Here is a 24,784-nt window from a genome sequence, read left to right on the forward strand (position 1 = left end):
TTCCTTTTTTTACTTACGCTGTAAAGAGCGGTAAGTTACATTGGTTTTAGTGATCGGTGAGAAGTCTAATTCTAGCTTAACATAGTTATTTTCAAACACTCTTATAGGCTGGTTGGGATCGCCGGTGAGAATAGGGCGTCGTTGGTTGACGAATTGAAAGCCAATCCCAAAACAACGGATTTTTTTATAAATCCCTACATTCCAATTTAAAACCACATTATTCCTAATATCATAACCCACATCCGCGCTCATGGAAAAATAGCCAAAGTCGTTGCTAAAACCCGCCTTTAAATAATCCGCAGGATTTTCTACAATGCTATTAATCCCACTGCTAAAATTGTTTTTTAGAAAATAAGAGAGGTTAAAGCTTAAAAACTTGCGTTGGTAATTAGCGTTCACCGAGATTTCTTCTAGGCGGTTTTGATAAAACGAATAAAAAACATTCCCAAAGATATTCAATCCTGTTAAGGGCGAAAACCCGATCTTACTCTCTAATGGCATCCTGAAAGGCGAAACCTTATCGTCAAGATTGATGAGTTGCGATATTTTAAAATACAATAACTCTTGCCCCCCTAAGCCATAAAGGTATTGCGTTAAGGTTAAATTCACCGTCTTATTGCTCGCATTGCTAGGTAAAATGCTGTTAGGATTCCACACAGAGTTATACAAACGCCCTTGATAATCATAATCCCTCAATAAAGGCGAAGTGTAGCTGTTTAAAGCTTGCGCGCTTAAAGCATACATGTTTTGAGAAAATAAGCCGTTTTTAAAGGTGTAATAAGGGATGTTGAAAATCGCTTCCAATTGGATCGTGTGGAAAAGTTTGTTGTATTCTCTGGCTAAATCCGTATTGACATACATGGAAAAATTTGAAGACACAAAGTTCCCAAATTCCCTTGATTCATTAGGGATCGTAGGCACGAAGGAATTTTTAGATTGCATTAAAGCCACATTAGATAGTTGGAGATCATTCCAAAGCCCTATAGACAAATACTTTTTAAACAAAGAAAATTGCAAGCCCACCGGCACATTCAAAGCGTTTTGCACATAGCCATAACCAATCTCTCTTGCGGTGTTTCTAAACTGATAATCCACCGAATACAACAAATTTTTAAAATACAAAGAATTTAAATATTTATGGTATTGCAAATTAGGGACAGATTGGAAAGTGCGGTTGTTGTTGATTTTATTCAGGTTTAAAAAATACTTGATATTCAAGCCGTAATAATTGTTTTCTGTTTGCAAATAGTAATTCGCCCTAGACATGTGCGTGGCGTCTGTGATACGCTTATTAACCTTTTCAAAACGCACATAGTCCAAATCGTTCATGTATAAAAAGTCAATGTAATGCCCGTTGTCAATATTAGACTTAAGATGGAAGTATTTTTGTAAAGTGTCCCTGCTAGAGCTTAAAAATTCAAAACCGTAGATATTTTGATTCCTCAAATCATAGCGTTTGACGTATTGGGTGTAATTCCTAAAATAGCGCGCGTTGAATAAAAACCTGTCGTTTTTAGAGTTAATGTAGCGCGCTTCAAAATTCAAGCCAAAACCCCTTTTATAGCGGATTTGTGGGGTAAAGGTCATATCCCATGAGTTTTTGGGGGCTAAATAAAAGGGTTGCAAATAAATAAAGCCGTCTAAGTTGGAAGTGCCAAACTCAGGGTATAAAAACCCGGTAGTTCTTTTATTGCTAGTGGACATGAAAATATAGGGCAAATACAATACAGGAATATCACCGACATAGATCTTAGGGTTCCACATAGACAAATGCGATTTTTGCATGTTGAATGAGCCTGAAGTCGCATTGACATGCCAAATGGGGTTATCAATGCTGCACCCTGAAGCGCTCATGTTTTTAACCTTATATTTTTGATCCTTTCCGCTGGCAATATCCGCGCTCACCCAAATCCCGCTCACGCTGTCTTGGACATAAAAGGGGAAAATGATTTCATATTTTTCATTCAAACTCAATTTCACATAATCGGTTTTAACGAGCAAACCCTCGCCCCTATAAACCTTGATATTGCCTTCTAATAACGCTTCTTTAGTCTTGGTGTCATAACGCACCTTGTCCGCTAGAATATACACATCATAATTCAATAAGATCGCATTCCCTGATGCGGTTATCACATTGTCTTTAGCGCTCACTTTATCCGCAAGGATTTCAAAAATCTTATGGTTTTGTTTGTCAAATCGTTGCATAGCGATTTCTTTAGCGTCTAATGCACTCAACAAAAAAAAGACCGCCAAATACAACCAATAAATCATGATTAAACTAACACCAAAAGACTTTTGCTTTTTTCTTCATGCCACGCCCTATGATAGGGGTTTTTAAACACTACAAACCATAAAAAGGGGCATAGAAAAACCACGATCTTTAACCCTAAACGCTTCAATAAAATAGCCCTACTGGGGCAATCTGCTAAATAAATATCAATAATTTTAATCCTAAAAACCAGTTTAGCCAAACTCATCTTGCACAAACACACAAAAAAGATTTCATAAACGCCATACAAGATGATAAAACCCATCGCAACAAACACGCCATGATAAATGGGATTAGCCAGCCAGTATAAAGAATGCAAGAAATCGCACGCCCTTAAAAGATCGCTCAATAAAAACGCTACCAACAAACCATCGGTTAAAAACGCTAAGATGCGCCAATACAAGGGGCATAAACGCATTTTTTCACGCATAAGGAGTGTTTCTATGATTTCAGTTTCTTCTTTTTCTAAATTTGGAGAGCGCATTCAAAAACAAATAAGACAAACTCTTTGGTTTGTCTTAAACTTTAACCTTTAAGAATATTCTTTCAAATCTAACACCTTAAAACCAATATCCTTGCGATAAAACATGCCTTCAAAATGCACCTTTTGAGCGATTTCATAAGCATGGTTTCTGGCTTCTAATAAGGATTTTCCCCTACCAATGGCAAAGATCACCCTCCCCCCACTGCTTTCAAACACGCCATTATCCTGCTCCACCTCCCCTAAAATCAAATGACCCTTTTTTTCATCAACCGGATCAATATAAAGGGTTTGTTTGGGCGAAGAGCTAGTGGGGTAATTCCTAGAAACAAGCGCGACACTCATCACAAATTCTTTAGAAAACACCAATTCAAGAGAATTTAATTCCCCTTTGGCTGTAGCCAAACACAAATCTAAAAGCGAGCTTTCTAAAAGGGGTAAAATCGTCTGGCATTCAATATCTTTAAAACGCACGCTAAAATCCAATAAATACGGCTCTAAAACGCCTTTTTCTTCTATGATTACAATTTCAGCGAGTAAAACCCCTTTAAAAGGCGTGTTGTCAGCCTGAAGTTTCTCTAAAGTGGGTTTAAAGATATGATTTTTTATTTTCTCTTCTAATTCATTAGAGAAAAAGTTTGCAGGAGCGATGGCCCCCATACCTCCTGTATTGACCCCGTTATCCCCCTCTAATAAGCGTTTGTAGTTTTGGCAAAAGGGCAACAAGATAAAATCATCATTGGCTATGAGCGCTGTAACTGAAAGCTCAAACCCCTCTAAAAAAGGCTCTATGATCACAGGCTCATTGCTTTGTTTGAAAGCATCTTCAAGGATTTTTATCGCTTCTTCTTGTTGATGGACAATGCTTGTGTTTTTATTCAACGCTTTAATCACTAAGGGGAAAGAAGCGTTTTGAATGTAATTGAGAGCTTCTTTTAAGTCGTTTGTTTCAAAGTAAGACGCGCTTTTGATACCGCATTCTTTAACAAAAGCTTTCATATAGCTTTTAGAAGCCTCTAACTTAGCCGCTTCTTTAGAAGCCCCAAACACTAAAATACCCGCTTTTTCTAACCTCTCTGTAAGCCCTAAAATCAAAGGCTCTTCTTCTGAAATGATAGCTAAATGGATCTGTTTTTTAAGGGCCAATTCCACGATATGCTCGTAATGTTCGCATTCCAGATTCTCGCCTAAATCTTGAGTGCCACCATTACCCAAACAAAAATACAAAGCATTCACTCGCTCATCTTGCTGAAGCCTTTGAGCCAAAGCATACTCTCGCCCCTTATTCCCCACAATTAAAACATTATAGTTGTTGTTATCTTTCATGTCTTCCCTAAAATGTGGTTGTTTTTAAACCCAGATGACCGCTACTTTTACATGCGCATAAGTTCAACAAACCTACACTAATAAGGCTAGGAGGATTTTCTTAGGGGCAGATTTAAAAAATGCCATCACACAAAAACCACTACCTTAGCCTAACTTATTTTTTCAACGAACTTGCCATCAAATAAGAAACACGAATCATCCAGGCGATGTTTACAATTATACTTAAATTTTAAAGAAATTCCATGCAAAACTATACAGCATAAAAAACACAATCAAAAGATAGAAAACGAGAGAAGTTATAGTCGTGGGTATGGGCGGTAAGGTTTCAATTGCGTTCGAATTTCTAATTTTTTGCTCTCAATCTTTTAGAAAAAATTCAAATTCTAAGGATTCACCTTTTCGTTAGGGTTTAGAGCGATTGGTTTTATCGCATTTAAATGAAAAATTTTTTCCGTCAAACGCTCTAAGGACAAGACCTGATTGTTTGCACAATTCCAATGCTTTGTTAAGCTTTTGATTTCTTATCTCTTCCAATTGTTTAATATTCGTATCAAGATAGGCTTCATAGGTTTCTTCTGTCATTATAATTACTCCAAATGTTAAAATACTATAGCCTTTATTTTGATAATAGGTTTTAAGTGCAACAAAGATCACTAAAGCATAAACACCTAAAAGCGCCAATAACCAAAGAGTTATTTTGCTAGCTATGATTAATGCTTTTTTCACTTCAATACCTAAGATTATCAAAATAATCAAACATTTTAGTATTGTTTTGTGGCTGTGTATTTTGATGATTGGAGTTAAGAATGTTGTTTGTAGGGTTTTCTAAGGGCTTTTTTGTAGCCGGCTCATCGCATTCAAACGAAAAATTGGTGTTATCAAATTTTTTAAGAACACGATTTTGTTGTTTGCAAAATTCTAAAAACTTTTGAAAATTCTCTTGAGATTTTTTTTCTTGCTATTCTTTTTGCCTACGCTGTTCTTTAAGATTTTTTTCTCTTAAAAGTTCTGTATGCCACCTTGAGATTTCAGCGTCTCTTTTAACTTCTGCTTCTTTTAATCCAATATTGCTAAGTTTTTTAAACTTAATACAATTTTCAAGAGATTTGAATAAAGAAAGACATAAAGAATCTTCAATTTCTAATTCATCTAGTTGCTTGCCAATTTTATACTGAAACCAAATATTATCCATGTGTAATTCCTTGTGAGAAATTATTATTCTACCAAAAATAGAATAAGACAAAAATTCTAACCATCTCTAATTTTAATACCCCATTAAACTTAATGAAACCTAAACTCAACGAAACCAAAACCCAACATAAATATTACTAAAAAGATTTTTTCTAAAGATCTCACCACCAACAAAGCGATAACTCGCAATTCAATCTTAGGCTTCATCTGCAACAATACAATCTTTAGCAATCAAGCCATCTGTTATGATTAGACATGACTTTAGATTTTATTTTTAATAGTAAAACTCATTCCCCCTACAACCCCAAACTAAACCCCCTAACCTTAAAGAGCGCTTTTTTAAGAAGTTATCATTTAACTACGTCAAAATCTTTTATATTATTATAAAAAACGCTTTTAGTATTTCTTAAAATATTATCACTCAATAGGAAATCCTTTACTGATTTATTTCAACCTTTCTTTATACGCCGCTTCCAAACTGCTATACCCTTTTTTCAATTCCCCCACATCCCCAAAAGCCACCACTTTAGCTTCTTTTAAAAAAATCGCGCTGTCTAAATACTTTTCCACATCCACCACCAAATGCGTAGAGACTAGCAAACTTGCGTTTTGGCTAAACTCCTTAGCGATTAACTCAAAAATTTCTTCTCTTGCAATAGGGTCAATCCCAGCCACTGGCTCATCAAAAAGATACAAAGAAGCGTTTCGTGATAGGGTTAAAATCAGCTGTAATTTTTCCCTCATGCCTTTTGAAAGGGCTTTAAACTCTCTTTTTAAAGGCACGCTGAAGCGTTTGAGTAAATCTAGGGCTTTTGATGAATCAAAATCGCTGAAAAAATCCTTGTAAAAAGCGATCGCTTTTAAAGGCGTTAATTTAGGATCTAAAAAATCGCCATCGCTTAAAAACGCCACGCTTTTTTTCGTCTCTATGCCGATCTTTTGATTTAAAATTTTCACTTCCCCTTGATAGTTCAAATTCAATCCGGCTAAAATCTTTAACAGAGTGGTTTTACCCGCCCCATTAGGGCCTAAAAGCCCTATAAATTGTTGTTTGGGTAGTTTCAAACTGATATTGTCTAACGCTTTTAAACTCCCATAAGTTTTAGTCAAATTCTCTATTTCTACTAGCATTTTAATTCCCCGAATTTGCGCACTCTTTTGTAAAAATCGCTAATGATGTTTTCTAAATCTTTAGGGGTGAAATCAGGCCATAAAATCGGCGTGAAAAACAATTCCGCATAACTGGACTGCCACAATAAAAAATTAGACAAGCGCATTTCCCCCCCTGTTCGCAACAATAAATCCACTTCCGGCAAATCATGCGTGTCTAAACGATTAGAAATTTCATTTTCTAAACTTTCTATAGGGTTTATATGGCTAGGTGGGTTTTCTAGCAAGCTTTTAAACGCCCTTGAAAGTTCGTTTTTAGATCCGTAATTGAGGGCTAAAACTTGCGTAAAATCCTTAAAATGCCTGGTATCGTTTTCAAGCTGCAAGATCGTGTCTCTCAATTCTTTAGAAAAGCCCTCTAAATCCCCTATCGCCCTGAAGCGTATGTTATTATCCAAGTAAGTGGATCGCTCATCTTTAAGGTATTTTTTAAGCATTTTCATTAAAAAATCCACTTCACTTTTGGGGCGTTTCCAATTTTCCGTAGAAAAAGCGTATAAAGTCAAGCATTCTAACTTATGATTAGCGCACCAAATCGTAATGTCTTTTAGGGTTTTTACGCCTTTTTTATGCCCATAAGCCCTAGCTTTATTCTTTAATTTAGCCCACCTGCCATTACCATCCATAATAATGGCAAGATGTTTGAGAGTGTTATCCAATGCCTTTACCCTTTAAAGAAAGTCCTTAATTATACACCATTAAAGCGTGCAAGCATCCACTAAATAAGCGATATGCTGCCAAGCGAATTGGGTTTTTTCACTCAAACCGATCTCGCAAGTGCTAGAAGTGGAAAAGCCTCTTTTAAGATCATAGGATTGGTAAAACGCTTGAAAGCCGTTTAAAGCGCTCTCGTTGAGTTCAGGAGTGAAAAAGCCCTTATTCCCCGCAAAACCACAACAACCCGTCTCTTTATGGATAACAATCTCGCCCAAAGTGCATTTTTTAGCCAAATTGAATAACAGCTCTTCTTTATTCTCTAACTTTAAAGCGCACATCGTGTATAACCCTATGTCTTCGTTAATGGGGTTGAATTTTAATTTTGGGCTCAGAACTTCTTCAATATAGACGCTCAAATCATAAACTTTCAAATCCTTATAAGCTTTCATTTGCTTGAAAAAATGCGTCGAACATGCACTATGGTCTAAAACAATCGGTATTTTTCCCTCATCGCTTAATTGTAAAAAAATCGCATGGTTTTTTTTATTGTTTTGTTTGGTTAAGTCGGTGTAATTGATAAAGGCTTTCCCGCAACAAAGTGCGTTTAATCCGTTAGGATACACCACAGAAACCTTGGCTTTTTGGCATAGGGATTCAAACACTTCTTGAATGCATCTTTTATCCGCCATTTTGGTTGATGGAGCGAATGAGCGGTTGATGCATGTGCTGAAATAAATGACTTTTTCTTCGCTCTTAAGCGTTTTATTTTCTAAAGGATAGGCGTTGTTTTTGGGCATGTAATGAAAGGCTTTAGGGAAGGGCTTGATGAATTTTTTAATCCCTTTGGTCAAGCTTACTAAGTTGTGAGAGCCTATGAGGTTTTGAACTAAGCGAGCGCTTTTTAAAGAAAAACGAGCCACGCTTGTGGTTGTTTGCATGTTATTAAGGATCTTTGAAGCGAACTTTTTGCCTTTAGGGTTTTTTTGATAATAATTTAGGGCGATCTTTCCGGTATCAATTCCTAAAGGGCATAGCATAGAGCACATATGGCACACCGCGCAAGTGGCGTGCGCTAAATATTCAGACTCTCTTAAAAGCTCATGTAATAAAACTTGATCTTCATTATGACCATGACTCACCCTTTCTTTTAAGCGCTCTACCTCTCTGTGGATAACGATTCGTTGTCGTGGTGTTAAAGATAAATCTTTGCTAGGGCAAACCCTTTCACAAAACCCGCATTCCATGCACATGTCCAAATGCTCTTCAATAGGGTGAATGCTCTTTAAATTTTTAGTGTGGATTTCTTTATCGTTTGTGATGATCACATCAGGGTTTAAAATGCCGTTAGGATCAAACAACTCTTTGATTTGTTTGTGGATTTTATAGGCTTTTTCTCCCCACTCCATTTCCACAAAGGGGGCTACCATTCTGCCTGTGCCGTGTTCGGCTTTAATAGAGCCAGAGCTTTTACTCACCATTAAAAACATGTCAGAAACTAAATTTTCAAACGCTTTTCTTTCAGCTTCATTTTCTAAAATCGGCGTAACGACAAAGTGCAAATTCCCGCTTAAGGCATGCCCAAAAATAATGCCATTATCCTTAAAGCCATGTTTTTTTAAAAGCCCTTCAATCGCTTTTGCCCCCTCTACAAAATTTTCTTGACTGAAGCAGATGTCTTCAATGATCACAGAGCTTTGGCTTTTTCTTTTTGACGCTGCGATAGGGAAAATGCCTTTTCTGATCTTCCACCACGATTGATAAATGTTAGGATCGCTGCTGATTTGAGAATCTAAAACGACCGGTATCGCACTCAAAGCGTTTAAAATCGCTTGCATGTTGTTTTCTAAAATCAAAGGATCATCGCTTTCGCTTTGAATGAGTATGCATGCGTTAGGCTCTTTGACTTCTAAAATCACGCTGGGCATGCCCTCTAAATTTTTCACGCTTTTTAAGCACGCATAATCCATAAGCTCTGCTGAAGAAATCATTTCAGGCTGTTTGGCTTTTAAGGCGGCTAAAATTTGAGCGGCTTTGGCGCATCGCTCTAAATTTTCATAAAACAATAACGCGCAAGTTTTATAAGCGTAGTCTTTCACGCATTCTAATCCCACGCTTGAAATAAAGCCTAAAGTCCCCTCAGAGCCTATGAACAAGTGGCTAATCATCTCAATAGGATCTTCAAAATCAATGAGAGCGTTTAAGCTGTAGCCGGTGGTGTTTTTGATCTCGTATTTTTTCTTAATTAAAGCATGCAATTCTTTATCTTCTAAAATCTCTTTTCTTAAATTCAAAACCCCTTCAATCAAATCTTTGCGCGCGTTTTTGAAATTCTCAACGCTCTTTTGATTGGCGGTGTCTAAAAGAGCGCCATCAGCTAAAATGACTCTTAAGGATTTTAGGGTTTTGTAGCTGTTTTGCTCCACCCCGCAACACATCCCGCTAGCGTTATTAGCGACAATCCCCCCTATCATAGCGGTGTTTATCGTAGCGGGATCCGGGCCTATTTTTTTATGATAAGGTTTTAATAAAGCGTTCGCATGGCTTCCTATGACTCCGCATGAAAGCTGAATGCTTTGAGCGTTGTCTAAAATTTTAGCGTCTTTGAAAAAATGCGCCACCACCACTAGCACCCCATCGCAGCTCGCCTGCCCTGATAAGGAACTCCCAGCCGATCTAAAAGTCAATGTAACGCCATGCTTTTTGGCTAAAACACAAAGCTTTTGGACTTCTTCTTCATCCTTCACCCAAGCGACTATTTTAGGGATATAACGATAACATGACGCATCAATGCCATAAGCCAAACGGCGTAAATAATCCTTAAAGATCCGCTCGTTTAAAAACCCGCTCGCTTCGGTAAAAAAAGCATGATAATTTTCTTCCACACGCACTCCTTAAACATTCCTATTTATCAAATCATTGTAACATAACCTTACTTTAAAAATTAAGGATAAACATGCTTGAAGATTATGCAATCAGTTTAGAAGAAGTCAATTTCAATGATTTTATCGTCGTAGATGTGCGCGAATTGGACGAATATGAAGAATTGCATTTGCCTAACGCTACGCTCATTAGCGTCAATGACCAAGAAAAGCTCGCTGATTTTTTAGCCCAACACAAAGATGAAAAAGTGTTGCTCCATTGCAGGGCTGGCCGCAGGGCTTTAGATGCGGCTAAAAGCATGCATGAATTAGGCTATACGCCCTATTATTTAGAGGGCAATGTCTATGACTTTGAAAAATACGGCTTTAGAATGGTCTATGATGACACTTACATTAAAAAAAACTAAGCATGAGAGAGATTGTATGGGTGCATTCTCAAAGAATCGCCCCTTATAAGACTCTCATTTTAGACGAATTGCACTACTATCCCTTAGAATTAGATCCAACCCTTTTTAACGCTCTTATTTTCACTTCTAAAAATGCGGTGTTTTCCTTGCTAGAAACTCTAAAAGACAGCCCCAAACTCAAAATGTTACAAAACATTCCTGCTTACGCTTTGAGCGAACCCACCGCAAAAACTCTACAAGATCACCATTTTAAAACCGCCTTTATAGGGGAAAAAGCCCATGGTAAAGAGTTCGCTAAAGAAATCATTCCCTTATTGGAAAAAAAAAGCGTTTTGTATCTCAGGGCAAAAGAAATTGCCTCTTCTTTAGACACCATTCTTTTAGAGCATGGCATTAATCTTAAACAAGCCGTTGTTTATGAAAACAAGCTCAGACATTTGACTTTAAGCGAACAAAACGCCCTAAAGCCCAAAGAAAAGAGCGTTCTTATTTTTACCGCTATAAGCCATGCAAAAGCCTTTTTGCACTATTTTGAATTTTTAGAAAATTACACCGCTATCAGCATTGGCAACACGACCGCTCTTTATTTACAAGAACAAGGCATTCAAAGCTATATTGCCAAAAAACCCTCCTTAGAAGCGTGTTTAGAACTGGCTTTAAGTTTGAAAAGTTAAGGAATGTTAAAAACACCTCATTATAATGCTCTCAGTTATTTTTTAAAGGATGATGCATGAATCTTGTCTTTTTATGGGCCGCTTTAGGGGGGGCTATAGGGAGTTCGTTAAGGTATTTTGTGGGCAAAATGATGCCCAGTAAATTTTTAATGTTTGAAAGTTTCCCTTTAGGGACTTTTAGCGTGAATCTCATAGGGTGTTTTGTCATCGGCTTTATGGGGCATTTGGCTGTTAAAAAAGTTTTTGGTGATGATTTTGGGATTTTCTTTGTAACCGGGGTTTTAGGGGGTTTTACGACCTTTTCTTCTTATGGGTTAGACACTTTAAAACTCTTGCAAAAATCCCAATACATTGAAGCCATTTCTTATGTCTTAGGCACTAACATTTTAGGGCTTATTGGGGTAGCTATTGGTTGGTTTTTGGCTAAAAATTTTGTAGGCATTAATTAAAAAACGCTTCCTAGCGTTTCATTAACGCTTGATTGAAGCAAAGCCTTACAACAGCCACAAAGCCATTTCATCGGCCATGAAAAAATCGCTCGCTACCAATCGGTTATTTTTAATGAAAGCCTTATTTTCTTCAATCAAAAACTTTACTTTATTTTCATCTAAGAAACTAAGCTCAACCCCAAGCACGCACCTCAAGCCTAAAAACAGCTTTTCTAAGCGCTTGTCTTGTTTATTAAGCGTCTCAACTTGGCGTTTTAAGGGGTCTTTAATATAGTTTTCTATGAGTTTTTTCGCATAAAAGCGCTCATTCGCCACGCAGCCCACAGCCCCAGCCCCACACCCTAAATAATCTTTAGCCCCCCAGTAAGCTAAGTTGTGTTTGACTTGGTAATTTCTAGCGTAATTAGACACTTCGTATTGCTTGAAAGAAAAGCCCTCTAAAATCTCTCTCACCACATTGTCAAAATGAGCGCATGAGGGTTTTTTGGCGTTTTTTTCCAAATTCGTGTTTTTTTCAACGCTCAAAGCGTAAGCGCTCAAGTGGTTGATAGGGAGTTCTTTAGCGAGTTTTAGTTCTTCTTTTAAAGAGTTTTCATTATCTAATGGGGTGTTATAAATCAAATCAATGCTGACATTTTCAATCCCGCTTTTTAAAATAGTTTCTATCACGGGAGCGATATTTTTGGAATGTTGGCGCTCTAAAAACAATAATTTATCTTCTCTAAAACTTTGCACCCCTAAACTCAAGCGGTTGATCCCTAAATCTTTTAAGCCTTGACACCAAGCTTTAGAAATCAATTCAGGGTTAGCTTCAGTGGTGATCTCACAATCCAAGCTCAAGCTTGCATGTTGATGAATGCTTTCAAAAATCCTTTCAAAAGACTCCACGCTTAAAGTGTTAGGCGTGCCGCCGCCAATAAAAATACTATCAATTGGTTCATCAGTTTGGCTTAAGGCATGCTTTAAATCCAGGCATAACGCTTGAGTGTATTCTTTTTTTAGCCCATGCTTATCTTCATAGGAATTGAAAGCGCAATAACCGCATTTATTTTCACAAAAAGGGATATGAATGTATAAAATCATATTTATTTCTCTCATTTTCATTTCATTTTTAAGCAAAACTTAAACTTGTAATTGTATCATTTTAAGATCATTTTGATAAGCATGAGGAGACACACTATGAAAAAGGTTATTATGGCTTTAGGCGTTTTGGCGTTCGCAAACGCTTTAATGGCAACCGATGTTAAAGCTCTTGTAAAAGGTTGTGCCGCTTGCCATGGGGTTAAATTTGAAAAAAAAGCTTTAGGTAAAAGCAAAATCGTTAACATGATGAGTGAAGCAGAAATTGAAAAAGATCTTATGGATTTTAAAAGCGGTGCTAACAAGAATCCTGTCATGAGCGCGCAAGCTAAAAAATTAAGCGATGAAGACATCAAAGCTTTAGCCAAATACATCCCCACTCTCAAATAAACTCCCTCAGTTTTAATAGCGCTATTTGGGTGCTATTAAAATGAGTTTCAAGCCCTTTTTTTCTTAATTTTTGATTTTAATGGCATTCTTAACCCTACTTAAAGCCAGCATACACTATAATACCATCTTAATCAAACAAGAAAGAGCTAAAATAAAGACCTATGCTACATAAAAAATATCGTCCTAATGTTGCGGCCATTATCATGTCGCCAGACTACCCTAACGCATGCGAAGTTTTTATCGCTGAGCGCATAGATATTGAAGGGGCGTGGCAATTCCCCCAAGGAGGCATTGATGAGGGTGAAACCCCTTTAGAAGCGCTCCATAGAGAATTATTAGAAGAAATTGGCACGAATGAAATAGAGATTTTGGCGCAATACCCCAGATGGATCGCCTATGATTTCCCAAGCAACATGGAGCATAAATTCTATTCGTTTGACGGGCAAAAACAACGCTATTTTTTAGTGCGCCTAAAGCATGCGAACAACATTGATTTGAACAAACACACGCCAGAATTTAGGGCTTATCGATTCATCCATCTTAAGGATTTGCTTAAAAAAATCGTTCCCTTTAAACGCCAAGTGTACCGCCAAGTCATTGCTTATTTCAGAAGAGAGGGGTATTTAGGGTGTTAATCGTTCAAAAATACGGCGGCACAAGCATGGGCAGCGTGGAAAGGATTCACAATGTCGCCCAAAGGGTTTTAGAAAGCGTTAAATTAGGGCATCAGGTGGTGGTGGTGGTTTCTGCGATGAGTGGCGAAACCGATAGGCTTTTAGAATTTGGCAAGAATTTTAGCCATAACCCTAACAAGCGAGAAATGGATAGGATTGTAAGCGCGGGGGAATTGATTTCAAGCGCGGCTTTAAGCATGGCGTTAGAAAGATACGGGCATAGAGCCATTTCCTTGAGCGGGAAAGAAGCGGGCATTTTAACCAGTTCGCATTTTCAAAACGCCGTGATCCAATCCATTGACACCAAACGCATCACAGAGCTTTTAGAAAAAAATTACATTGTGGTGATCGCTGGGTTTCAAGGCGCTGACATTCAAGGCGAAACAACGACTTTAGGGCGTGGGGGGAGCGATTTGAGCGCGGTCGCTTTGGCCGGGGCTTTAAAAGCGCATTTGTGCGAAATCTATACGGATGTGGATGGCGTTTATACCACCGATCCGCGCATTGAAGAAAAGGCTCAAAAAATCGTGCAAATCAGCTATGATGAAATGCTTGAACTGGCTTCTATGGGGGCTAAGGTTTTATTGAACCGCTCGGTGGAATTGGCCAAAAAACTCAGCGTGAAGTTAGTGACTCGCAATTCGTTTAACCATAGCGAAGGCACGCTCATTGTGGCTGAAAAAGACTTTAAAGGAGAACGCATGGAAACCCCTATAGTGAGTGGGATCGCATTGGATAAAAATCAGGCTCGTGTGAGCATGGAGGGCGTGGAAGACAGGCCAGGCATTGCCGCTGAAATCTTTGGCGCTTTAGCGGAGTATCGCATTAATGTGGATATGATCGTCCAAACGATCGGCAGAGACGGCAAAACCGATTTGGATTTTACGATCGTTAAAACCCAAATAGAAGAAACCAAGCAAGCCTTAAAGCCTTTTTTAGCGCAAATGGATTCCATTGATTATGATGAAAATATCGCTAAAGTTTCCATAGTGGGCGTGGGCATGAAGTCGCATTCTGGGGTAGCGAGTACCGCTTTTAAAGCCCTAGCCAAAGACAATATCAATATCATGATGATTTCTACAAGCGAGATTAAAATTTCGGTTTTGATTGACATTAAATACGCTGAATTAGCCGTTAGAACTTTGCATGCGGTGTATCAATTGGATCAATGAAAAATTTCTACGACTGGATTAAGGAATTTGTGCACGATCAAGGGGAGTTTATCGCCCAACAAAGCGGGTGGCTGGAATTGGAGCGATCAAGCTATGCAAAACTCATTGCACAAACCATTTCGCATGTGCTTAATGGCGGATCGCTGTTGGTGAGCGCTGATTCTTCTAGGCGCTGGTTTTTAAGCTACATTCTTTCTAACTTAAACCCTAAAGATTTAAAAGAGCGCCCCTTATTGTCAGTCATTGATTTTAACGCTTCTTCTTTCTACCCCAAAAACGATGCAAATCTCTCTCTAGCCACCATAGAAATGACTTATCAAAACCCCATGTTTTGGCATGTCGGGAGGGTTGAAAATGAAGGCTTGAAAACGATACTACTGAGTAAAATCCCTAGTTTTTTATGGCTTTTTGAAGAGCTTAAAGAAGATTGCTTGCTTTTAAAAGAGCATGACATCTTATTGGATTATAAATTATTGCAACTCTTCAAACTCTTTGAAAACGCGCTTTTTAGCGCGCTATACAATAAGGTTACTCTGTGAAAAACCTCAACCGCCTCATTTATACGGACAATCTTGAAGAAAGCTTAGAAGAGGCTGCAAGCCTTTTCAAACACCACATTAAATTCTACACCGAGATCATTGAAAAAGACAAAAAGGTGATCAAAACTTTTAACAAGGACTTTAAAATAGAGCATGCCAAAGAAGTCCTATCCAAAGCCAACCTCAAACACAGCGAATTAAACGCTTTTTTAATCGCCGCTCCTAGCTATGGCATAGAAGCCCAAAACGCGCTTTTAAAAATCTTAGAAGAACCCCCGAATAATGTTTGTTTTATCATGTTCGCTAAAAGCCCAAACCATGTTTTAGCCACCATTAAATCCCGCCTAATCAAAGAAGACAAACGCCAAAAAATCCCCCTAAAACCTTTAGATTTGGATTTATCAAGGCTGGATTTGAAAGATATTTACGCGTTTTTAAAAAATTTAGACAAAGAAAATTTTGATTCCAGAGAAAATCAGAGGGAAAGGATTGAAAGCCTGTTAGAGAGCGTTAACAGGCATAAGATCCCCTTAAACGAGCAAGAATTGCAAGCCTTTGATTTAGCGATCAAGGCTAACAGCTCTTATTACAAGCTCAGCTATAATCTTTTACCCCTGCTTTTAAGCCTTTTATCTAAAAAGAAAACGCCATGATTGTAAAACGCCTTAACCCTGATGCGCTCAAAAGCGCTTTACAAAAAATAGGCCCAGAAAAGATCGCGCAAGATCGTATGCATCAAAAAGGCGTTAGCTTTGTTTTTGAAATCCAACACCTGCCCTTAAGCGCAACGCTCATTTTAAAACAAGAGGCCATAAGCGTTGGGGGCGATTTTGCCACGCCAAGAGATTGTATTTTAGCCAAAGAGCCTTTTTATGATGGGGTGTTGGTTGTGAGCGCTAGCCAATTAGAACGCCTTATTATTAAGTGCCATTCCCAACCCTTTGGGCTTAAACATTTAGCGCAAGAATTAAAAAGCCACCTCAAAGCCCCTAAGCCTAACGCCCCACAGATCATGGCAATCTTGAATCTCACGCCGGATAGTTTCTATGAAAAGAGCCGGTTTAGTAGCAAAAAAGCGCTTGAAGAAATCTATCAATGGCTAGAAAAGGGTATCACGCTCATTGATATAGGCGCGGCCAGTTCAAGGCCAGAGAGTGAAATCATTGATCCAAAAATAGAGCAAGATCGCTTAAAAGAAATTTTATTAGAAATCAAATCCCAAAAACTCTACCAATGCGCTCAATTCAGCATAGACACCTACCATGCCACAACCGCCCAAATGGCTTTGGAGCATCATTTTTCCATCCTTAATGATGTGAGCGGTTTTAATAGTGCTGCAATGCTAGAAGTCGCAAAAGATTACAAGCCCACTTGCATTTTAATGCATACTCAAAAAACCCCCAAAGACATGCAAGAAAATGTTTTTTACCACAATTTATTTGATGAAATGGATCGCTTTTTTAAGGAAAAACTAGAGGTTTTAGAAAAATACGCGCTACAAGATATTATTTTAGATATTGGGTTTGGATTCGCTAAATTAAAAGAGCATAATTTAGCCTTAATCAAGCATTTAAGCCACTTTCTCAAATTCAAAAAACCCTTATTGGTGGGAGCGAGTCGTAAAAACACGATCGGGCTTATCACTGGGCGTGAAGTTCAAGACCGGCTCGCCGGCACTTTGAGTTTGCATTTAATGGCGTTGCAAAATGGAGCGAGTATTTTAAGAGTGCATGACATTGATGAGCATATAGATTTAATCAAAGTGTTTAAGAGTTTGGAAGAAGCGGATTGAACCAAAATTTTTAGCTTTGATCCCACTAGGCGTTGGTCATCATCAAAACGCTATTTTTGATGATCAATCCTTGATTAACCCTAATCTTTAAAGAATCACATCCATCGTTGAAGGGTTGTTGTAAGCGTTTTGGTAGCGTTGCAAAAAATCGTTGTGGTTGGTGGCGTTAAAGGTTTGAAAGGCTTTTTTGTGCAAGCCATTTATCGGTTGTTTGGGGGCGTTTTCCACTTCTTTAGAGAATTTCCCGTTATAAAAATCCGTCAAACTATAGAGCGACTGGGCGGCAAGGCGTTTTTGGCTCTCATCCATTCCGGCCGTGGCCCTTAAAAAAGCCTCATACTCTCTATCGCTCATCAATTCTAAAACCAAAAAGCCGTAAGTCTCTCGCTTGTCAGGGTTAAAGGGGAGGTTTTCTGTTGGAGCGTCCTTTTTTTCTCGCTCTATTTTTTCTGTGCTTTCAATAGGAGCTAGGTCTTCTTTAGGAGCGTTTTTAGCGTTTAAAAACCCGTAGAGGTTAGAATCAAACTGATTGATAGAAGAAACAGCCATGCGAATTTCCTAAAATTGAATTTTACGCTAATGTTAAGCAAAATCCATTCCCTAATGAGACTCATAAAATTTAAAAAGCTTAAAAGAGTTTTCTAATAGTGGCGTTCAAACCCTTTAAAAAGGGTCTAGGAGTTTATTTTCAAAAAGGATTCGTGTTTTTATGTTTTCATATTTCTATAAGGAGTTTGAAATGCTGAAGCTTCTAGAATGATTCTAGATAAAACAAAAGGTAAAACTCCTAGAACATTGTTATAACATGATTTTACCAATCAATGCAACTTTTATGTTTTTAGAGCTTAAAAACTTTAAGTCTTAATTAGAGATTTTAGGTTAAACTACCCTAAAAATCTTTAATCTAATGAGCAAAAAGCATGCGTAATACCATTTTATTTGGCGTTTCAATGATACTCTTGGCGAATTTATGCTTTGGGATCATGAGCGCGTTTGTTAAAATCACAGCGGATTATTTTTCCCCTATGGAGAATGTGTTTTACCGCTCCATTACCATGACGCTTTTGCTCTTGCTTATTTATCCTTTCAAACCCTACCGCTTAAAAAGCTACAAACAAGGCGGTTTTAAAAAGCTCGCTTTTAGGGTCGTTGTGGGGGGCTTGGCCATGTTAGCGTTTTTTTATAATATTGAAAAAATTTCGCTCGCTACAGCGACGGCTTTCTCGCAATGCGCGCCTATTTATACGGTGCTTCTTTCCCCTTTTCTTTTGAAAGAAAAACTCAAAAGAAGCGCGTTAATTTCTGCATGCATCGGGATAGTGGGGGTGGTGTTGATCTCCGATCCTAGCGTGGAAAATGTGGGGCCGGTTGAAATTCTTATGGGCATATTGAGCGGGATCTTTGTGTCTTTAGCGTATATCACTTTAAGGGATTTGAGGGAATATTACGACAAACAAGCCGTGATTTTAGCGTTCGCTTTTGGCATGAGCCTTCTTGGATTAATAGGCATGTTTATTGATATTCCTTTTTTATCCACAGGCATTCATATCCCTAGAAAAGAAGACATTTTGTGGATTTCTTTAATAGGGGTTAGCGGGACTTTAGGGCAGTATTTCTTAACTTATGCTTACATGAACGCTCCTGCTGGGATCATTGCCCCCATTGAATACACCCGCATTGTTTGGGGGCTGTTGTTTGGGCTGTATTTAGGCGATACATTTTTGGATCTTAAAAGCTCTTTAGGGGTGGCTTTGATCTTATGTTCAGGCTTACTCATTGCCTTGCCCGCTCTTTTAAAAGAATTAAAAAATTTTAAATCATGCAACTAAGCCCCCTACAAAGCGCACTGTTATATTTCCGTTACTTTATTTATCCGGAAAAAAAAACAAGGAGCTTTGATTTAAGCGATTTAATTTTTATCATCATGGCTTTTTTAGTCCTAGCTTTGGGGCTGTTGATGAGCGAAGAAATTTCTATCAGCTACAATGAAGCGAAAGACTTTTTTTATAGCGATGTGTGGTTTGTTCAAATCGCTCAAAAAAGCACTGAAATTTTAGGTCAAAACGATTTGGCTTTGAGATTGCCTTTTTTGATCGCTCATATCATTAACATGTTTTTATTTTATTTGATAGGGCGAAAGATCTTAAAAAAGCCTAAAGACGCCCTTTATGTGGTATTGACTTACGCTTTATTGCCTGGAGTGAATCTCTTTGCGATTTTATTGGCTAAAAGCGTGCTGGTGTTAAACCTTGGGCTTTTGATTAGCTATTTATATATCAAAACCCAAAAAATCCCTTATTTAACCCTTAGCGCTTGCGCGTTTTTAGACGGCGCGTTTATCCCGCTTTTACTAGGGGTTTTTACCTACGCTTTAAGAAGACGCTATTTTAAGAGCGCGATCTTTATTTTGGTGGTTTTAATTGTGAATACCGCTCTTTTTAGCGGGAGTTTCAATAAGGGCTTGCCTAGCGGGTATTTTATAGACACATGCTTAGAACTCATGCTTTTATACTCGCCCTTATTGTTCCTCTACTACCCTTATACGCTCTATAAAGCCCTTTTGGATAAAAAGCCATCGTTACTGGCCTTTATGAGCGCGAGCGGTTGGCTTTTCCCTTTGCTTTTGAGCATGCGCCAAGAGATAGATTTAAAAACTTTCGCCCCCTTAGCGTTAATCGGCCTACCCTTGTTCATTAAAAGCGTTTTGAATAGCCTTAGGGTGCGTTTAAAGGAATTTAGGGGGCAGTATTATTTGCGCGTTTTTAGTTTGTATCTTTTAATGCTCACTGAAACGCTTTTTTTATGGGGGAGTAAAATTTCTGGCGCTAATGAAAAATTATTAAACCGGCATTTCTTAGCCAAAGAAGTCGCTACAGCCTTGCAATTAAGGGGCATTCATCAAATCCGCACTAACGATAAACAACTCGCTTTAAGGCTCCAATTCTATGGCATTAAAGAAGGGGGGAGGTTAAGACTGATCAACACTAAAATTTCTAAAAAACGCCCTGATATTGAAATCATCTACGCTGATAAAATTCTACAATCCTATAGTTTGGTGCGCCATTAAACCCATTCTTTAAAAAGCATTTTATCTAAAGAATGATAAAATACACTCCAAAAATAAATAAAATATGCGAGAAAAATCATGAGACTCAAACTAACCCATATAAGCCATATAAGCCATAAGATTGCCAACGACTTTATCCATTCAAAGCTATTAGAATTAAAAGCCCCTAGAGAATTATTGTGTGAATTGATAGAAGGGATTTTGGAAAAAAGCGTTAAAAAAGAAAACGCCATAGATGAGCAAGCCAGAGAGCTTTTAGAAGAAAACACCGATGAGATAGAATTCATGCGGATGGATGAAAGGCAGCTTTTTTGGATGATTAAAAGACAGATCGCTCAAAAAGAGGGCTTTCATTTGTTTTGGGAAGAAAGGTGTAACGATTTGTCGCACCAGATTTTGAATAAAATCTTAGATGAAGATTTGATCATGTTTAGCGTGTCTGAAAATTTGATAAGAAACTTGATTTACAAATCCATTGACACCTATTCTAAAGCGTATGAAAGCATTGAAAATGAAGTGCATGAAAAAATCAAGCATTACAAACGCAAACTCCCCGTAGGGAGCGATGAATACGAGTTGGTGTTTGAAAGGCTCTATGAAGAAGAATTAAGACGCAAGGGCTTTTTATAATGGTCTCTCTCTATTTAGAAAACGGGCTTTTTTTAAAAGCACAAAGTTTTGGGGCTAGCGGCACGCAAGTGGGCGAGCTTGTTTTTAACACTTCTATGAGCGGCTATCAAGAAGTCATTAGCGACCCTAGCTATAAGGGGCAATTTGTGGTTTTTAGCATGCCTGAAATTGGGGTTGTGGGCGCTAATTCTAAAGATGATGAATCCTTTTTTTCATGCGCAGGGGTTTTAGCGCGCCATTACAACGAATTTTTTTCTAATTCAAGGGCGGATTCTAGCTTGAGTGCTTATTTGAAAAAGCGCGGCGTTTTAGGGATTAGTGGGGTTGATACCAGGAGTTTGATCAAAACCTTACGCCATCATGGGTGCTTGATGATGGTCGCTTCCACGATAGAGCATGACAAAAACAAGCTTGAAGAGGTTTTAAAAAACGCCCCTAGAATCTCTCACTCCCCCCTAGTGTCTAGCGTTTCCACGCCAAAAATCATCACGCACCAGCGCGCTACTTTTGATTTCAAAACCCTAGATTACAAGCCTTTTGATGAAAAAACCTCTCATAAAATTATCGCGGTGTTAGATTTTGGGGCTAAGGGCAATATTTTAAACGAGCTTCAAAATGTGGGGTTAAAAGCCCTTATTTACCCGCACCACACTAAAGCTAGCGAGCTGATTAAAGCCTATGAAAAAAAAGAAATTAGCGGGATTTTCCTTTCTAACGGCCCCGGCGATCCTTTGAGCTTGCAGCAAGAAATTGGAGAAATCAAGCAACTCATTGACGCTAAAATCCCCATGTTTGGCATTTGCTTAGGGCATCAATTGCTCTCTATCGCACAAGGCTACCCTACTTACAAGCTCAAATTTGGCCATCATGGGAGCAACCACCCCGTTAAAAACCTAAAAACAAACGCCGTGGAAATCACCGCGCAAAACCACAACTACTGCGTCCCTGAAGCAATTGAAGAAATCGCTATCATCACGCACCGCAATCTTTTTGACAACACCATTGAAGGCGTGCGCTATAAAAACGCTCCCATTATTTCTGTCCAGCACCACCCAGAAAGCAGCCCCGGCCCCAAAGAGAGCCATTATATTTTTAAGGAATTTGTGGAATTGTTAAAGGATTTTTAGGGGTTTTTAAAGTAGCGCTTATAGAGGCTGAAAAGCGCTTTAAAAATAGATTTAAATCTTTTTATCAAAAAATCTCGCATTTACTCTAAATTAGTTTTCTTGCAATAGCATTCTCTCGCAATAATTATTATTGTTATTGCGACAAAACTTTTAGAAGGAGTTATTATGGGAAGTATCGGTAGTATGGGCAAACCTATTGAAGGGTTTTTAGTGGCAGCCATTCAGTTTCCTGTGCCAATTGTCAATAGCCGTAAGGACATTGATCACAACATTGAAAGCATTATCAGAACCTTGCATGCGACTAAAGCGGGGTATCCGGGAGTGGAGCTTATCATTTTCCCCGAATACAGCACGCAAGGCTTGAATACCGCTAAGTGGCTTAGCGAAGAGTTTTTATTAGACGTCCCGGGTAAAGAGACGGAAGCTTACGCTCAAGCGTGTAAAGAGGCGAAAGTTTATGGTGTTTTTTCAATCATGGAACGCAATCCTGATTCTAACAAAAACCCCTACAACACCGCCATTATCATTGATCCGCAAGGTAAAATCATTTTAAAATACCGCAAGCTATTCCCATGGAATCCCATTGAGCCATGGTATCCTGGGGATTTAGGAATGCCTGTGTGCGAGGGTCCGGGCGGATCAAAATTAGCCGTGTGCATTTGCCATGACGGCATGATTCCAGAACTCGCTAGAGAAGCAGCCTATAAAGGGTGCAATGTGTATATCCGCATTTCAGGCTATAGCACTCAAGTCAATGATCAATGGATTTTGACCAACCGCTCCAACGCATGGCACAATTTGATGTATACCGTGAGCGTGAATTTAGCCGGCTATGACAATGTCTTTTACTATTTTGGCGAGGGGCAAATCTGTAACTTTGACGGCACGACTCTTGTTCAAGGGCACCGCAACCCTTGGGAGATTGTAACCGGGGAAATCTATCCTAAAATGGCAGACAACGCCCGCTTAAGCTGGGGCTTAGAAAACAACATTTACAACCTAGGCCATAGAGGGTATGTGGCTAAACCGGGCGGAGAACATGACGCAGGCTTAACCTACATCAAAGACTTAGCGGCCGGTAAATACAAATTGCCTTGGGAAGATCACATGAAAATCAAAGATGGCTCTATTTATGGCTACCCTACCACCGGTGGGCGTTTTGGGAAATAATCCCTAACCTTGTATTTTTGCTAGAACCTGTTTTTAAAGGTTCTAGTTTCTCCCCTATTTTAATTTTTTCAATCAATTTTTACGAATGGTCTTCTATCGCAGAGCATGTAAGACGACCCATAATAAGCACGAGCGACCAAAAAAGCGCATAGCCTATGCAAAACCATGTTATTTTTGATAAAGACCACCACCACATTGCGGCTGATAGAGTGCTAAAATCCATAATAATGCCATAGCCACAATAGATCATTCCCGCTAAACATGCCAATTTATGAGCATGGTAGTAAGCGCTAATCCCAAAACCACCACCAAGATTGATAAAAGAATACGAGACCAAGACCCCATGACAACTCCTTAAACATCAAATGCTAGAGTATATCGTTTTTTTTTGTTTGTCAAGGGGGTTTATCAGTTAGATAGAGTGTTTTTAACGCTTATCTTTTAGGAATAAGCCAAAAACATTGCTTTTTATCATGAACCAATTATCGATCATCTAATATACCATGAATAGATATATTTGGAAATATTGAAGCGGAGCAAAAAAACACATAAAGAAGAAAATAATCCGTTACTTTCCAAAAAGACCACCCATTGAAACTCCAAATGAGACACACGCCTATCATGGCTACAACAACGATGCAAAATAACGACAAAAATCTTAAGCTAGAGATTAAAATTTTTTGCCCTTCTGTGAGTTTGTCTTTTCTAAACGCCTCTTGCAAACCTTTCTCAGCCAACGGCTTGACGCCATCAACGATTGGTTTGGTATTTGGGAAAAAAATACTGATAGCCGCACCTCCAATACCCATAGCAGCAGTAATGAAAGGATTGTTTTGATTGGGATCAGAATTTTCTATCTCTTCCATCTCTCTTTTTAAGCTCTTCCCAGAAAAGAGATATATTCCCCACGCAACCAACCATAAAAACACCACCGCAACAGAAAAAATAAAATGCGCCATGCGAGAAACCCTTTAAACATCAAATGCTAGAGTATATCGTTTTTTTTGTTTGTCAAGGGGGTTTATCAGTCAGTGGATAGTGTTTTAATGCTTATAAAACAATAGCGTTTATAATGATGAAAGTTTAGCCCCTAATTTTAGCACCCCTAACAAGCCTTCCACATTCAGCCCCAACCCCACACTCAAATTCTTGCTTGAGTTTTTAATATAGGGCTTATGAAAATTCTCTAAACGCACACAGCCCGCGCTTTCTTGCCACAAACCGCTCTCTAAATATTTTTCTATCTCGCTAGGATCAAACGCCTTTAAACGCGCTCTAAAAACCGACAGATCCAGCCATTCTAACACAGGAGAAATCAATGCAGAGCAAGTTAAAACCTCTATTTCATTGCCATTTTGGAGTTTTAAAAATTCAAGAGCTTCTTGCTTGTTTTGGGCTTTTCGTTGCATGCGATTACCCACGCTCACCACGCTATCAGCCACCACGATAACGCAATTATTCGCAAGTAACTCTTTAGCTTTTTCTAATTTCCCCTTGCACGCCAGATAGACAAACTCCTTAGGGTCTGTGGTTTTTAGGCTTTCTTCATCAAAATAGAGCGCTTTTTGTTCAAACTTAATCCCATGCTCTTTTAAAAGATTCGCCCTAGCGCTGGATTGAGAGCCTAAAATAAGCTCCAT

The 24,784-nt window shown here is 38.5% G+C and carries 26 protein-coding genes and 3 pseudogenes; 16 read left to right on the forward strand and 13 right to left on the reverse strand.

Translation table 11 applies throughout. The features are described 5' to 3' along the window. Positions 1-9 precede the first annotated feature (9 nt). From HG567_RS05815 to purD, 3 genes are read right to left on the reverse strand one after another with little or no spacing between them, the layout of a single operon-like run. A complete protein-coding gene (locus tag HG567_RS05815) occupies positions 10-2,271 on the reverse strand; it encodes an LPS-assembly protein LptD (RefSeq protein WP_202163737.1) in 2,262 nt (753 codons plus the stop codon). 2 nt (positions 2,272-2,273) lie between these two features. Beyond that, entirely contained in the window at positions 2,274-2,753 is a 480-nt protein-coding gene (locus tag HG567_RS05820; protein WP_001257410.1) for an RDD family protein, read from the reverse strand. 48 nt (positions 2,754-2,801) lie between these two features. Continuing rightward, positions 2,802-4,076 (reverse strand): phosphoribosylamine--glycine ligase, encoded by a 1,275-nt coding sequence (purD, locus tag HG567_RS05825; RefSeq protein WP_202139486.1) that lies wholly within the window; start codon positions 4,074-4,076, stop codon positions 2,802-2,804. 301 nt (positions 4,077-4,377) lie between these two features. On the opposite strand from purD, the pseudogene HG567_RS07795 reads away from it, so the two are divergent. Continuing rightward, a pseudogene (locus HG567_RS07795) lies at positions 4,378-4,482 on the forward strand (prohead core protein); the annotation flags it as partial. On the opposite strand, the gene HG567_RS05830 reads toward HG567_RS07795, so the two are convergent. The 5 genes and pseudogenes from HG567_RS05830 to HG567_RS05850 all read right to left on the reverse strand — a co-directional run bounded on the left by HG567_RS05830 (position 4,479) and on the right by HG567_RS05850 (position 9,976). Next, complete coding sequence (locus HG567_RS05830) at positions 4,479-4,802, reverse strand: hypothetical protein (RefSeq protein WP_202139487.1); 324 nt, start codon at positions 4,800-4,802, stop codon at positions 4,479-4,481. The pseudogene HG567_RS07795 and the gene HG567_RS05830 sit on opposite strands and share 4 nt — an antisense overlap. 1 nt (position 4,803) lies before the next feature. Further along, positions 4,804-5,268: pseudogene (locus tag HG567_RS07800) on the reverse strand (hypothetical protein). A 443-nt stretch (positions 5,269-5,711) separates the two neighbouring features. Continuing rightward, positions 5,712-6,398 carry an ABC transporter ATP-binding protein gene (locus tag HG567_RS05840; RefSeq protein ID WP_050834411.1) on the reverse strand — a complete coding sequence of 229 codons (687 nt, stop codon included), beginning with the start codon at positions 6,396-6,398 and terminating at the stop codon, positions 5,712-5,714. After that, on the reverse strand, positions 6,392-7,096 hold the full coding sequence (locus tag HG567_RS05845; protein ID WP_202139489.1) for a di-trans,poly-cis-decaprenylcistransferase: 705 nt from the start codon (positions 7,094-7,096) through the stop codon (positions 6,392-6,394). Before HG567_RS05845 ends, HG567_RS05840 begins: the two co-directional genes overlap by 7 nt. Positions 7,097-7,135: 39 nt before the next feature. After that, positions 7,136-9,976, reverse strand: a complete 2,841-nt coding sequence (locus tag HG567_RS05850) for an FAD-binding and (Fe-S)-binding domain-containing protein (protein ID WP_202163738.1) — start codon at positions 9,974-9,976, stop codon at positions 7,136-7,138. Positions 9,977-10,047: 71 nt separating this feature from the next. Here HG567_RS05850 and HG567_RS05855 point away from each other — a divergent pair, with 71 nt between their 5' ends. The 3 genes from HG567_RS05855 to crcB are packed head-to-tail and all read left to right on the forward strand — an operon-like array spanning position 10,048 to position 11,503. Further along, positions 10,048-10,380, forward strand: a complete 333-nt coding sequence (locus HG567_RS05855; RefSeq protein ID WP_202139491.1) for a rhodanese-like domain-containing protein — start codon at positions 10,048-10,050, stop codon at positions 10,378-10,380. Between the two features lie 2 nt (positions 10,381-10,382). Further along, a complete protein-coding gene (locus HG567_RS05860; RefSeq protein WP_202139492.1) occupies positions 10,383-11,054 on the forward strand; it encodes a uroporphyrinogen-III synthase in 672 nt (223 codons plus the stop codon). 56 nt (positions 11,055-11,110) lie between these two features. Then, positions 11,111-11,503 carry a fluoride efflux transporter CrcB gene (gene crcB, locus HG567_RS05865; RefSeq protein ID WP_202139493.1) on the forward strand — a complete coding sequence of 131 codons (393 nt, stop codon included), beginning with the start codon at positions 11,111-11,113 and terminating at the stop codon, positions 11,501-11,503. Positions 11,504-11,548: 45 nt separating this feature from the next. Here crcB and hemW read toward each other — a convergent pair whose 3' ends face one another. Continuing rightward, positions 11,549-12,586 carry a radical SAM family heme chaperone HemW gene (gene hemW, locus HG567_RS05870; protein WP_202164026.1) on the reverse strand — a complete coding sequence of 346 codons (1,038 nt, stop codon included), beginning with the start codon at positions 12,584-12,586 and terminating at the stop codon, positions 11,549-11,551. A 96-nt stretch (positions 12,587-12,682) separates the two neighbouring features. Between hemW and HG567_RS05875 the strand changes: the two genes are divergently transcribed. The 6 genes from HG567_RS05875 (at position 12,683) to folP (ending at position 17,150) form a co-directional block, all read left to right on the forward strand. Beyond that, on the forward strand, positions 12,683-12,973 hold the full coding sequence (locus tag HG567_RS05875) for a c-type cytochrome (protein ID WP_024369121.1): 291 nt from the start codon (positions 12,683-12,685) through the stop codon (positions 12,971-12,973). A 161-nt stretch (positions 12,974-13,134) separates the two neighbouring features. Next, positions 13,135-13,608: an RNA pyrophosphohydrolase gene (locus tag HG567_RS05880; protein ID WP_202163739.1), complete on the forward strand. Its 474-nt coding sequence runs from the start codon at positions 13,135-13,137 to the stop codon at positions 13,606-13,608. Further along, positions 13,602-14,819, forward strand: coding sequence for an aspartate kinase (locus tag HG567_RS05885; RefSeq protein WP_202163740.1), 1,218 nt, complete (start codon positions 13,602-13,604; stop codon positions 14,817-14,819). The genes HG567_RS05880 and HG567_RS05885 overlap by 7 nt, the downstream gene beginning before the upstream one ends. Continuing rightward, positions 14,816-15,358, forward strand: coding sequence for a DNA replication regulator HobA (gene hobA, locus HG567_RS05890; protein WP_202139496.1), 543 nt, complete (start codon positions 14,816-14,818; stop codon positions 15,356-15,358). The genes HG567_RS05885 and hobA overlap by 4 nt, the downstream gene beginning before the upstream one ends. Continuing rightward, complete coding sequence (locus HG567_RS05895; RefSeq protein WP_202139497.1) at positions 15,355-16,011, forward strand: DNA polymerase III subunit delta'; 657 nt, start codon at positions 15,355-15,357, stop codon at positions 16,009-16,011. Before hobA ends, HG567_RS05895 begins: the two co-directional genes overlap by 4 nt. Then, a complete protein-coding gene (gene folP, locus HG567_RS05900; RefSeq protein WP_202163741.1) occupies positions 16,008-17,150 on the forward strand; it encodes a dihydropteroate synthase in 1,143 nt (380 codons plus the stop codon). Before HG567_RS05895 ends, folP begins: the two co-directional genes overlap by 4 nt. Positions 17,151-17,237: 87 nt before the next feature. On the opposite strand, the gene HG567_RS05905 is transcribed toward folP, so the two are convergent. Beyond that, complete coding sequence (locus HG567_RS05905; protein WP_202163742.1) at positions 17,238-17,699, reverse strand: HP1233 family protein; 462 nt, start codon at positions 17,697-17,699, stop codon at positions 17,238-17,240. A 95-nt stretch (positions 17,700-17,794) separates the two neighbouring features. On the opposite strand from HG567_RS05905, the pseudogene HG567_RS07965 reads away from it, so the two are divergent. The 6 genes and pseudogenes from HG567_RS07965 to HG567_RS05930 all read left to right on the forward strand — a co-directional run bounded on the left by HG567_RS07965 (position 17,795) and on the right by HG567_RS05930 (position 23,144). Next, positions 17,795-18,015, forward strand: a pseudogene (locus tag HG567_RS07965) (hypothetical protein). 55 nt (positions 18,016-18,070) lie between these two features. Then, the gene (locus tag HG567_RS05910) at positions 18,071-18,979 is read left to right on the forward strand and encodes a DMT family transporter (RefSeq protein ID WP_202163743.1); all 909 of its coding nucleotides are present in this window, start codon (positions 18,071-18,073) and stop codon (positions 18,977-18,979) included. Beyond that, entirely contained in the window at positions 18,970-20,217 is a 1,248-nt protein-coding gene (locus tag HG567_RS05915) for a glycosyltransferase family protein (RefSeq protein WP_202139500.1), read from the forward strand. Before HG567_RS05910 ends, HG567_RS05915 begins: the two co-directional genes overlap by 10 nt. A 78-nt stretch (positions 20,218-20,295) precedes the next feature. Next, complete coding sequence (locus HG567_RS05920) at positions 20,296-20,847, forward strand: DUF507 family protein (protein ID WP_001237437.1); 552 nt, start codon at positions 20,296-20,298, stop codon at positions 20,845-20,847. After that, complete coding sequence (gene carA, locus HG567_RS05925) at positions 20,847-21,974, forward strand: glutamine-hydrolyzing carbamoyl-phosphate synthase small subunit (protein ID WP_202139501.1); 1,128 nt, start codon at positions 20,847-20,849, stop codon at positions 21,972-21,974. The genes HG567_RS05920 and carA overlap by 1 nt, the downstream gene beginning before the upstream one ends. A 165-nt stretch (positions 21,975-22,139) precedes the next feature. After that, positions 22,140-23,144 carry a formamidase gene (locus HG567_RS05930; protein WP_000534759.1) on the forward strand — a complete coding sequence of 335 codons (1,005 nt, stop codon included), beginning with the start codon at positions 22,140-22,142 and terminating at the stop codon, positions 23,142-23,144. 79 nt (positions 23,145-23,223) lie between these two features. Here the strand turns inward: HG567_RS05930 and HG567_RS05935 are convergent, their stop codons facing one another. The 3 genes from HG567_RS05935 to maf all read right to left on the reverse strand — a co-directional run bounded on the left by HG567_RS05935 (position 23,224) and on the right by maf (position 24,784). Further along, positions 23,224-23,481, reverse strand: a complete 258-nt coding sequence (locus tag HG567_RS05935) for a hypothetical protein (protein ID WP_202163744.1) — start codon at positions 23,479-23,481, stop codon at positions 23,224-23,226. A gap of 145 nt (positions 23,482-23,626) precedes the next feature. Continuing rightward, on the reverse strand, positions 23,627-24,103 hold the full coding sequence (locus HG567_RS05940) for a hypothetical protein (RefSeq protein WP_202163745.1): 477 nt from the start codon (positions 24,101-24,103) through the stop codon (positions 23,627-23,629). 108 nt (positions 24,104-24,211) lie between these two features. Beyond that, positions 24,212-24,784: a septum formation inhibitor Maf gene (gene maf, locus HG567_RS05945; protein ID WP_202163746.1), complete on the reverse strand. Its 573-nt coding sequence runs from the start codon at positions 24,782-24,784 to the stop codon at positions 24,212-24,214.

Origin of the sequence: Helicobacter pylori, from assembly GCF_016755635.1 — a bacterium.
Lineage (GTDB): Bacteria > Campylobacterota > Campylobacteria > Campylobacterales > Helicobacteraceae > Helicobacter > Helicobacter pylori_CQ.

Excerpts from the sequence above, each read along its gene's own strand:
- crcB (WP_202139493.1), top strand. The coding sequence starts at position 11,111 with ATGAATCTTGTCTTTTTATGGGCCGCTTTAGGGGGGGCTATAGGGAGT.
- carA (WP_202139501.1), top strand. The coding sequence starts at position 20,847 with ATGGTCTCTCTCTATTTAGAAAACGGGCTTTTTTTAAAAGCACAAAGT.
- HG567_RS05855 (WP_202139491.1), top strand. The coding sequence starts at position 10,048 with ATGCTTGAAGATTATGCAATCAGTTTAGAAGAAGTCAATTTCAATGAT.
- HG567_RS05930 (WP_000534759.1), top strand. The coding sequence starts at position 22,140 with ATGGGAAGTATCGGTAGTATGGGCAAACCTATTGAAGGGTTTTTAGTG.
- HG567_RS05820 (WP_001257410.1), bottom strand. The coding sequence starts at position 2,753 with ATGCGCTCTCCAAATTTAGAAAAAGAAGAAACTGAAATCATAGAAACA.
- HG567_RS05875 (WP_024369121.1), top strand. The coding sequence starts at position 12,683 with ATGAAAAAGGTTATTATGGCTTTAGGCGTTTTGGCGTTCGCAAACGCT.
- HG567_RS05860 (WP_202139492.1), top strand. The coding sequence starts at position 10,383 with ATGAGAGAGATTGTATGGGTGCATTCTCAAAGAATCGCCCCTTATAAG.
- maf (WP_202163746.1), bottom strand. The coding sequence starts at position 24,784 with ATGGAGCTTATTTTAGGCTCTCAATCCAGCGCTAGGGCGAATCTTTTA.
- purD (WP_202139486.1), bottom strand. The coding sequence starts at position 4,076 with ATGAAAGATAACAACAACTATAATGTTTTAATTGTGGGGAATAAGGGG.
- hemW (WP_202164026.1), bottom strand. The coding sequence starts at position 12,586 with ATGATTTTATACATTCATATCCCTTTTTGTGAAAATAAATGCGGTTAT.
- HG567_RS05910 (WP_202163743.1), top strand. The coding sequence starts at position 18,071 with ATGCGTAATACCATTTTATTTGGCGTTTCAATGATACTCTTGGCGAAT.
- folP (WP_202163741.1), top strand. The coding sequence starts at position 16,008 with ATGATTGTAAAACGCCTTAACCCTGATGCGCTCAAAAGCGCTTTACAA.
- hobA (WP_202139496.1), top strand. The coding sequence starts at position 14,816 with ATGAAAAATTTCTACGACTGGATTAAGGAATTTGTGCACGATCAAGGG.
- HG567_RS05905 (WP_202163742.1), bottom strand. The coding sequence starts at position 17,699 with ATGGCTGTTTCTTCTATCAATCAGTTTGATTCTAACCTCTACGGGTTT.
- HG567_RS05815 (WP_202163737.1), bottom strand. The coding sequence starts at position 2,271 with ATGATTTATTGGTTGTATTTGGCGGTCTTTTTTTTGTTGAGTGCATTA.
- HG567_RS05840 (WP_050834411.1), bottom strand. The coding sequence starts at position 6,398 with ATGCTAGTAGAAATAGAGAATTTGACTAAAACTTATGGGAGTTTAAAA.
- HG567_RS05880 (WP_202163739.1), top strand. The coding sequence starts at position 13,135 with ATGCTACATAAAAAATATCGTCCTAATGTTGCGGCCATTATCATGTCG.
- HG567_RS05940 (WP_202163745.1), bottom strand. The coding sequence starts at position 24,103 with ATGGCGCATTTTATTTTTTCTGTTGCGGTGGTGTTTTTATGGTTGGTT.
- HG567_RS05920 (WP_001237437.1), top strand. The coding sequence starts at position 20,296 with ATGAGACTCAAACTAACCCATATAAGCCATATAAGCCATAAGATTGCC.
- HG567_RS05915 (WP_202139500.1), top strand. The coding sequence starts at position 18,970 with ATGCAACTAAGCCCCCTACAAAGCGCACTGTTATATTTCCGTTACTTT.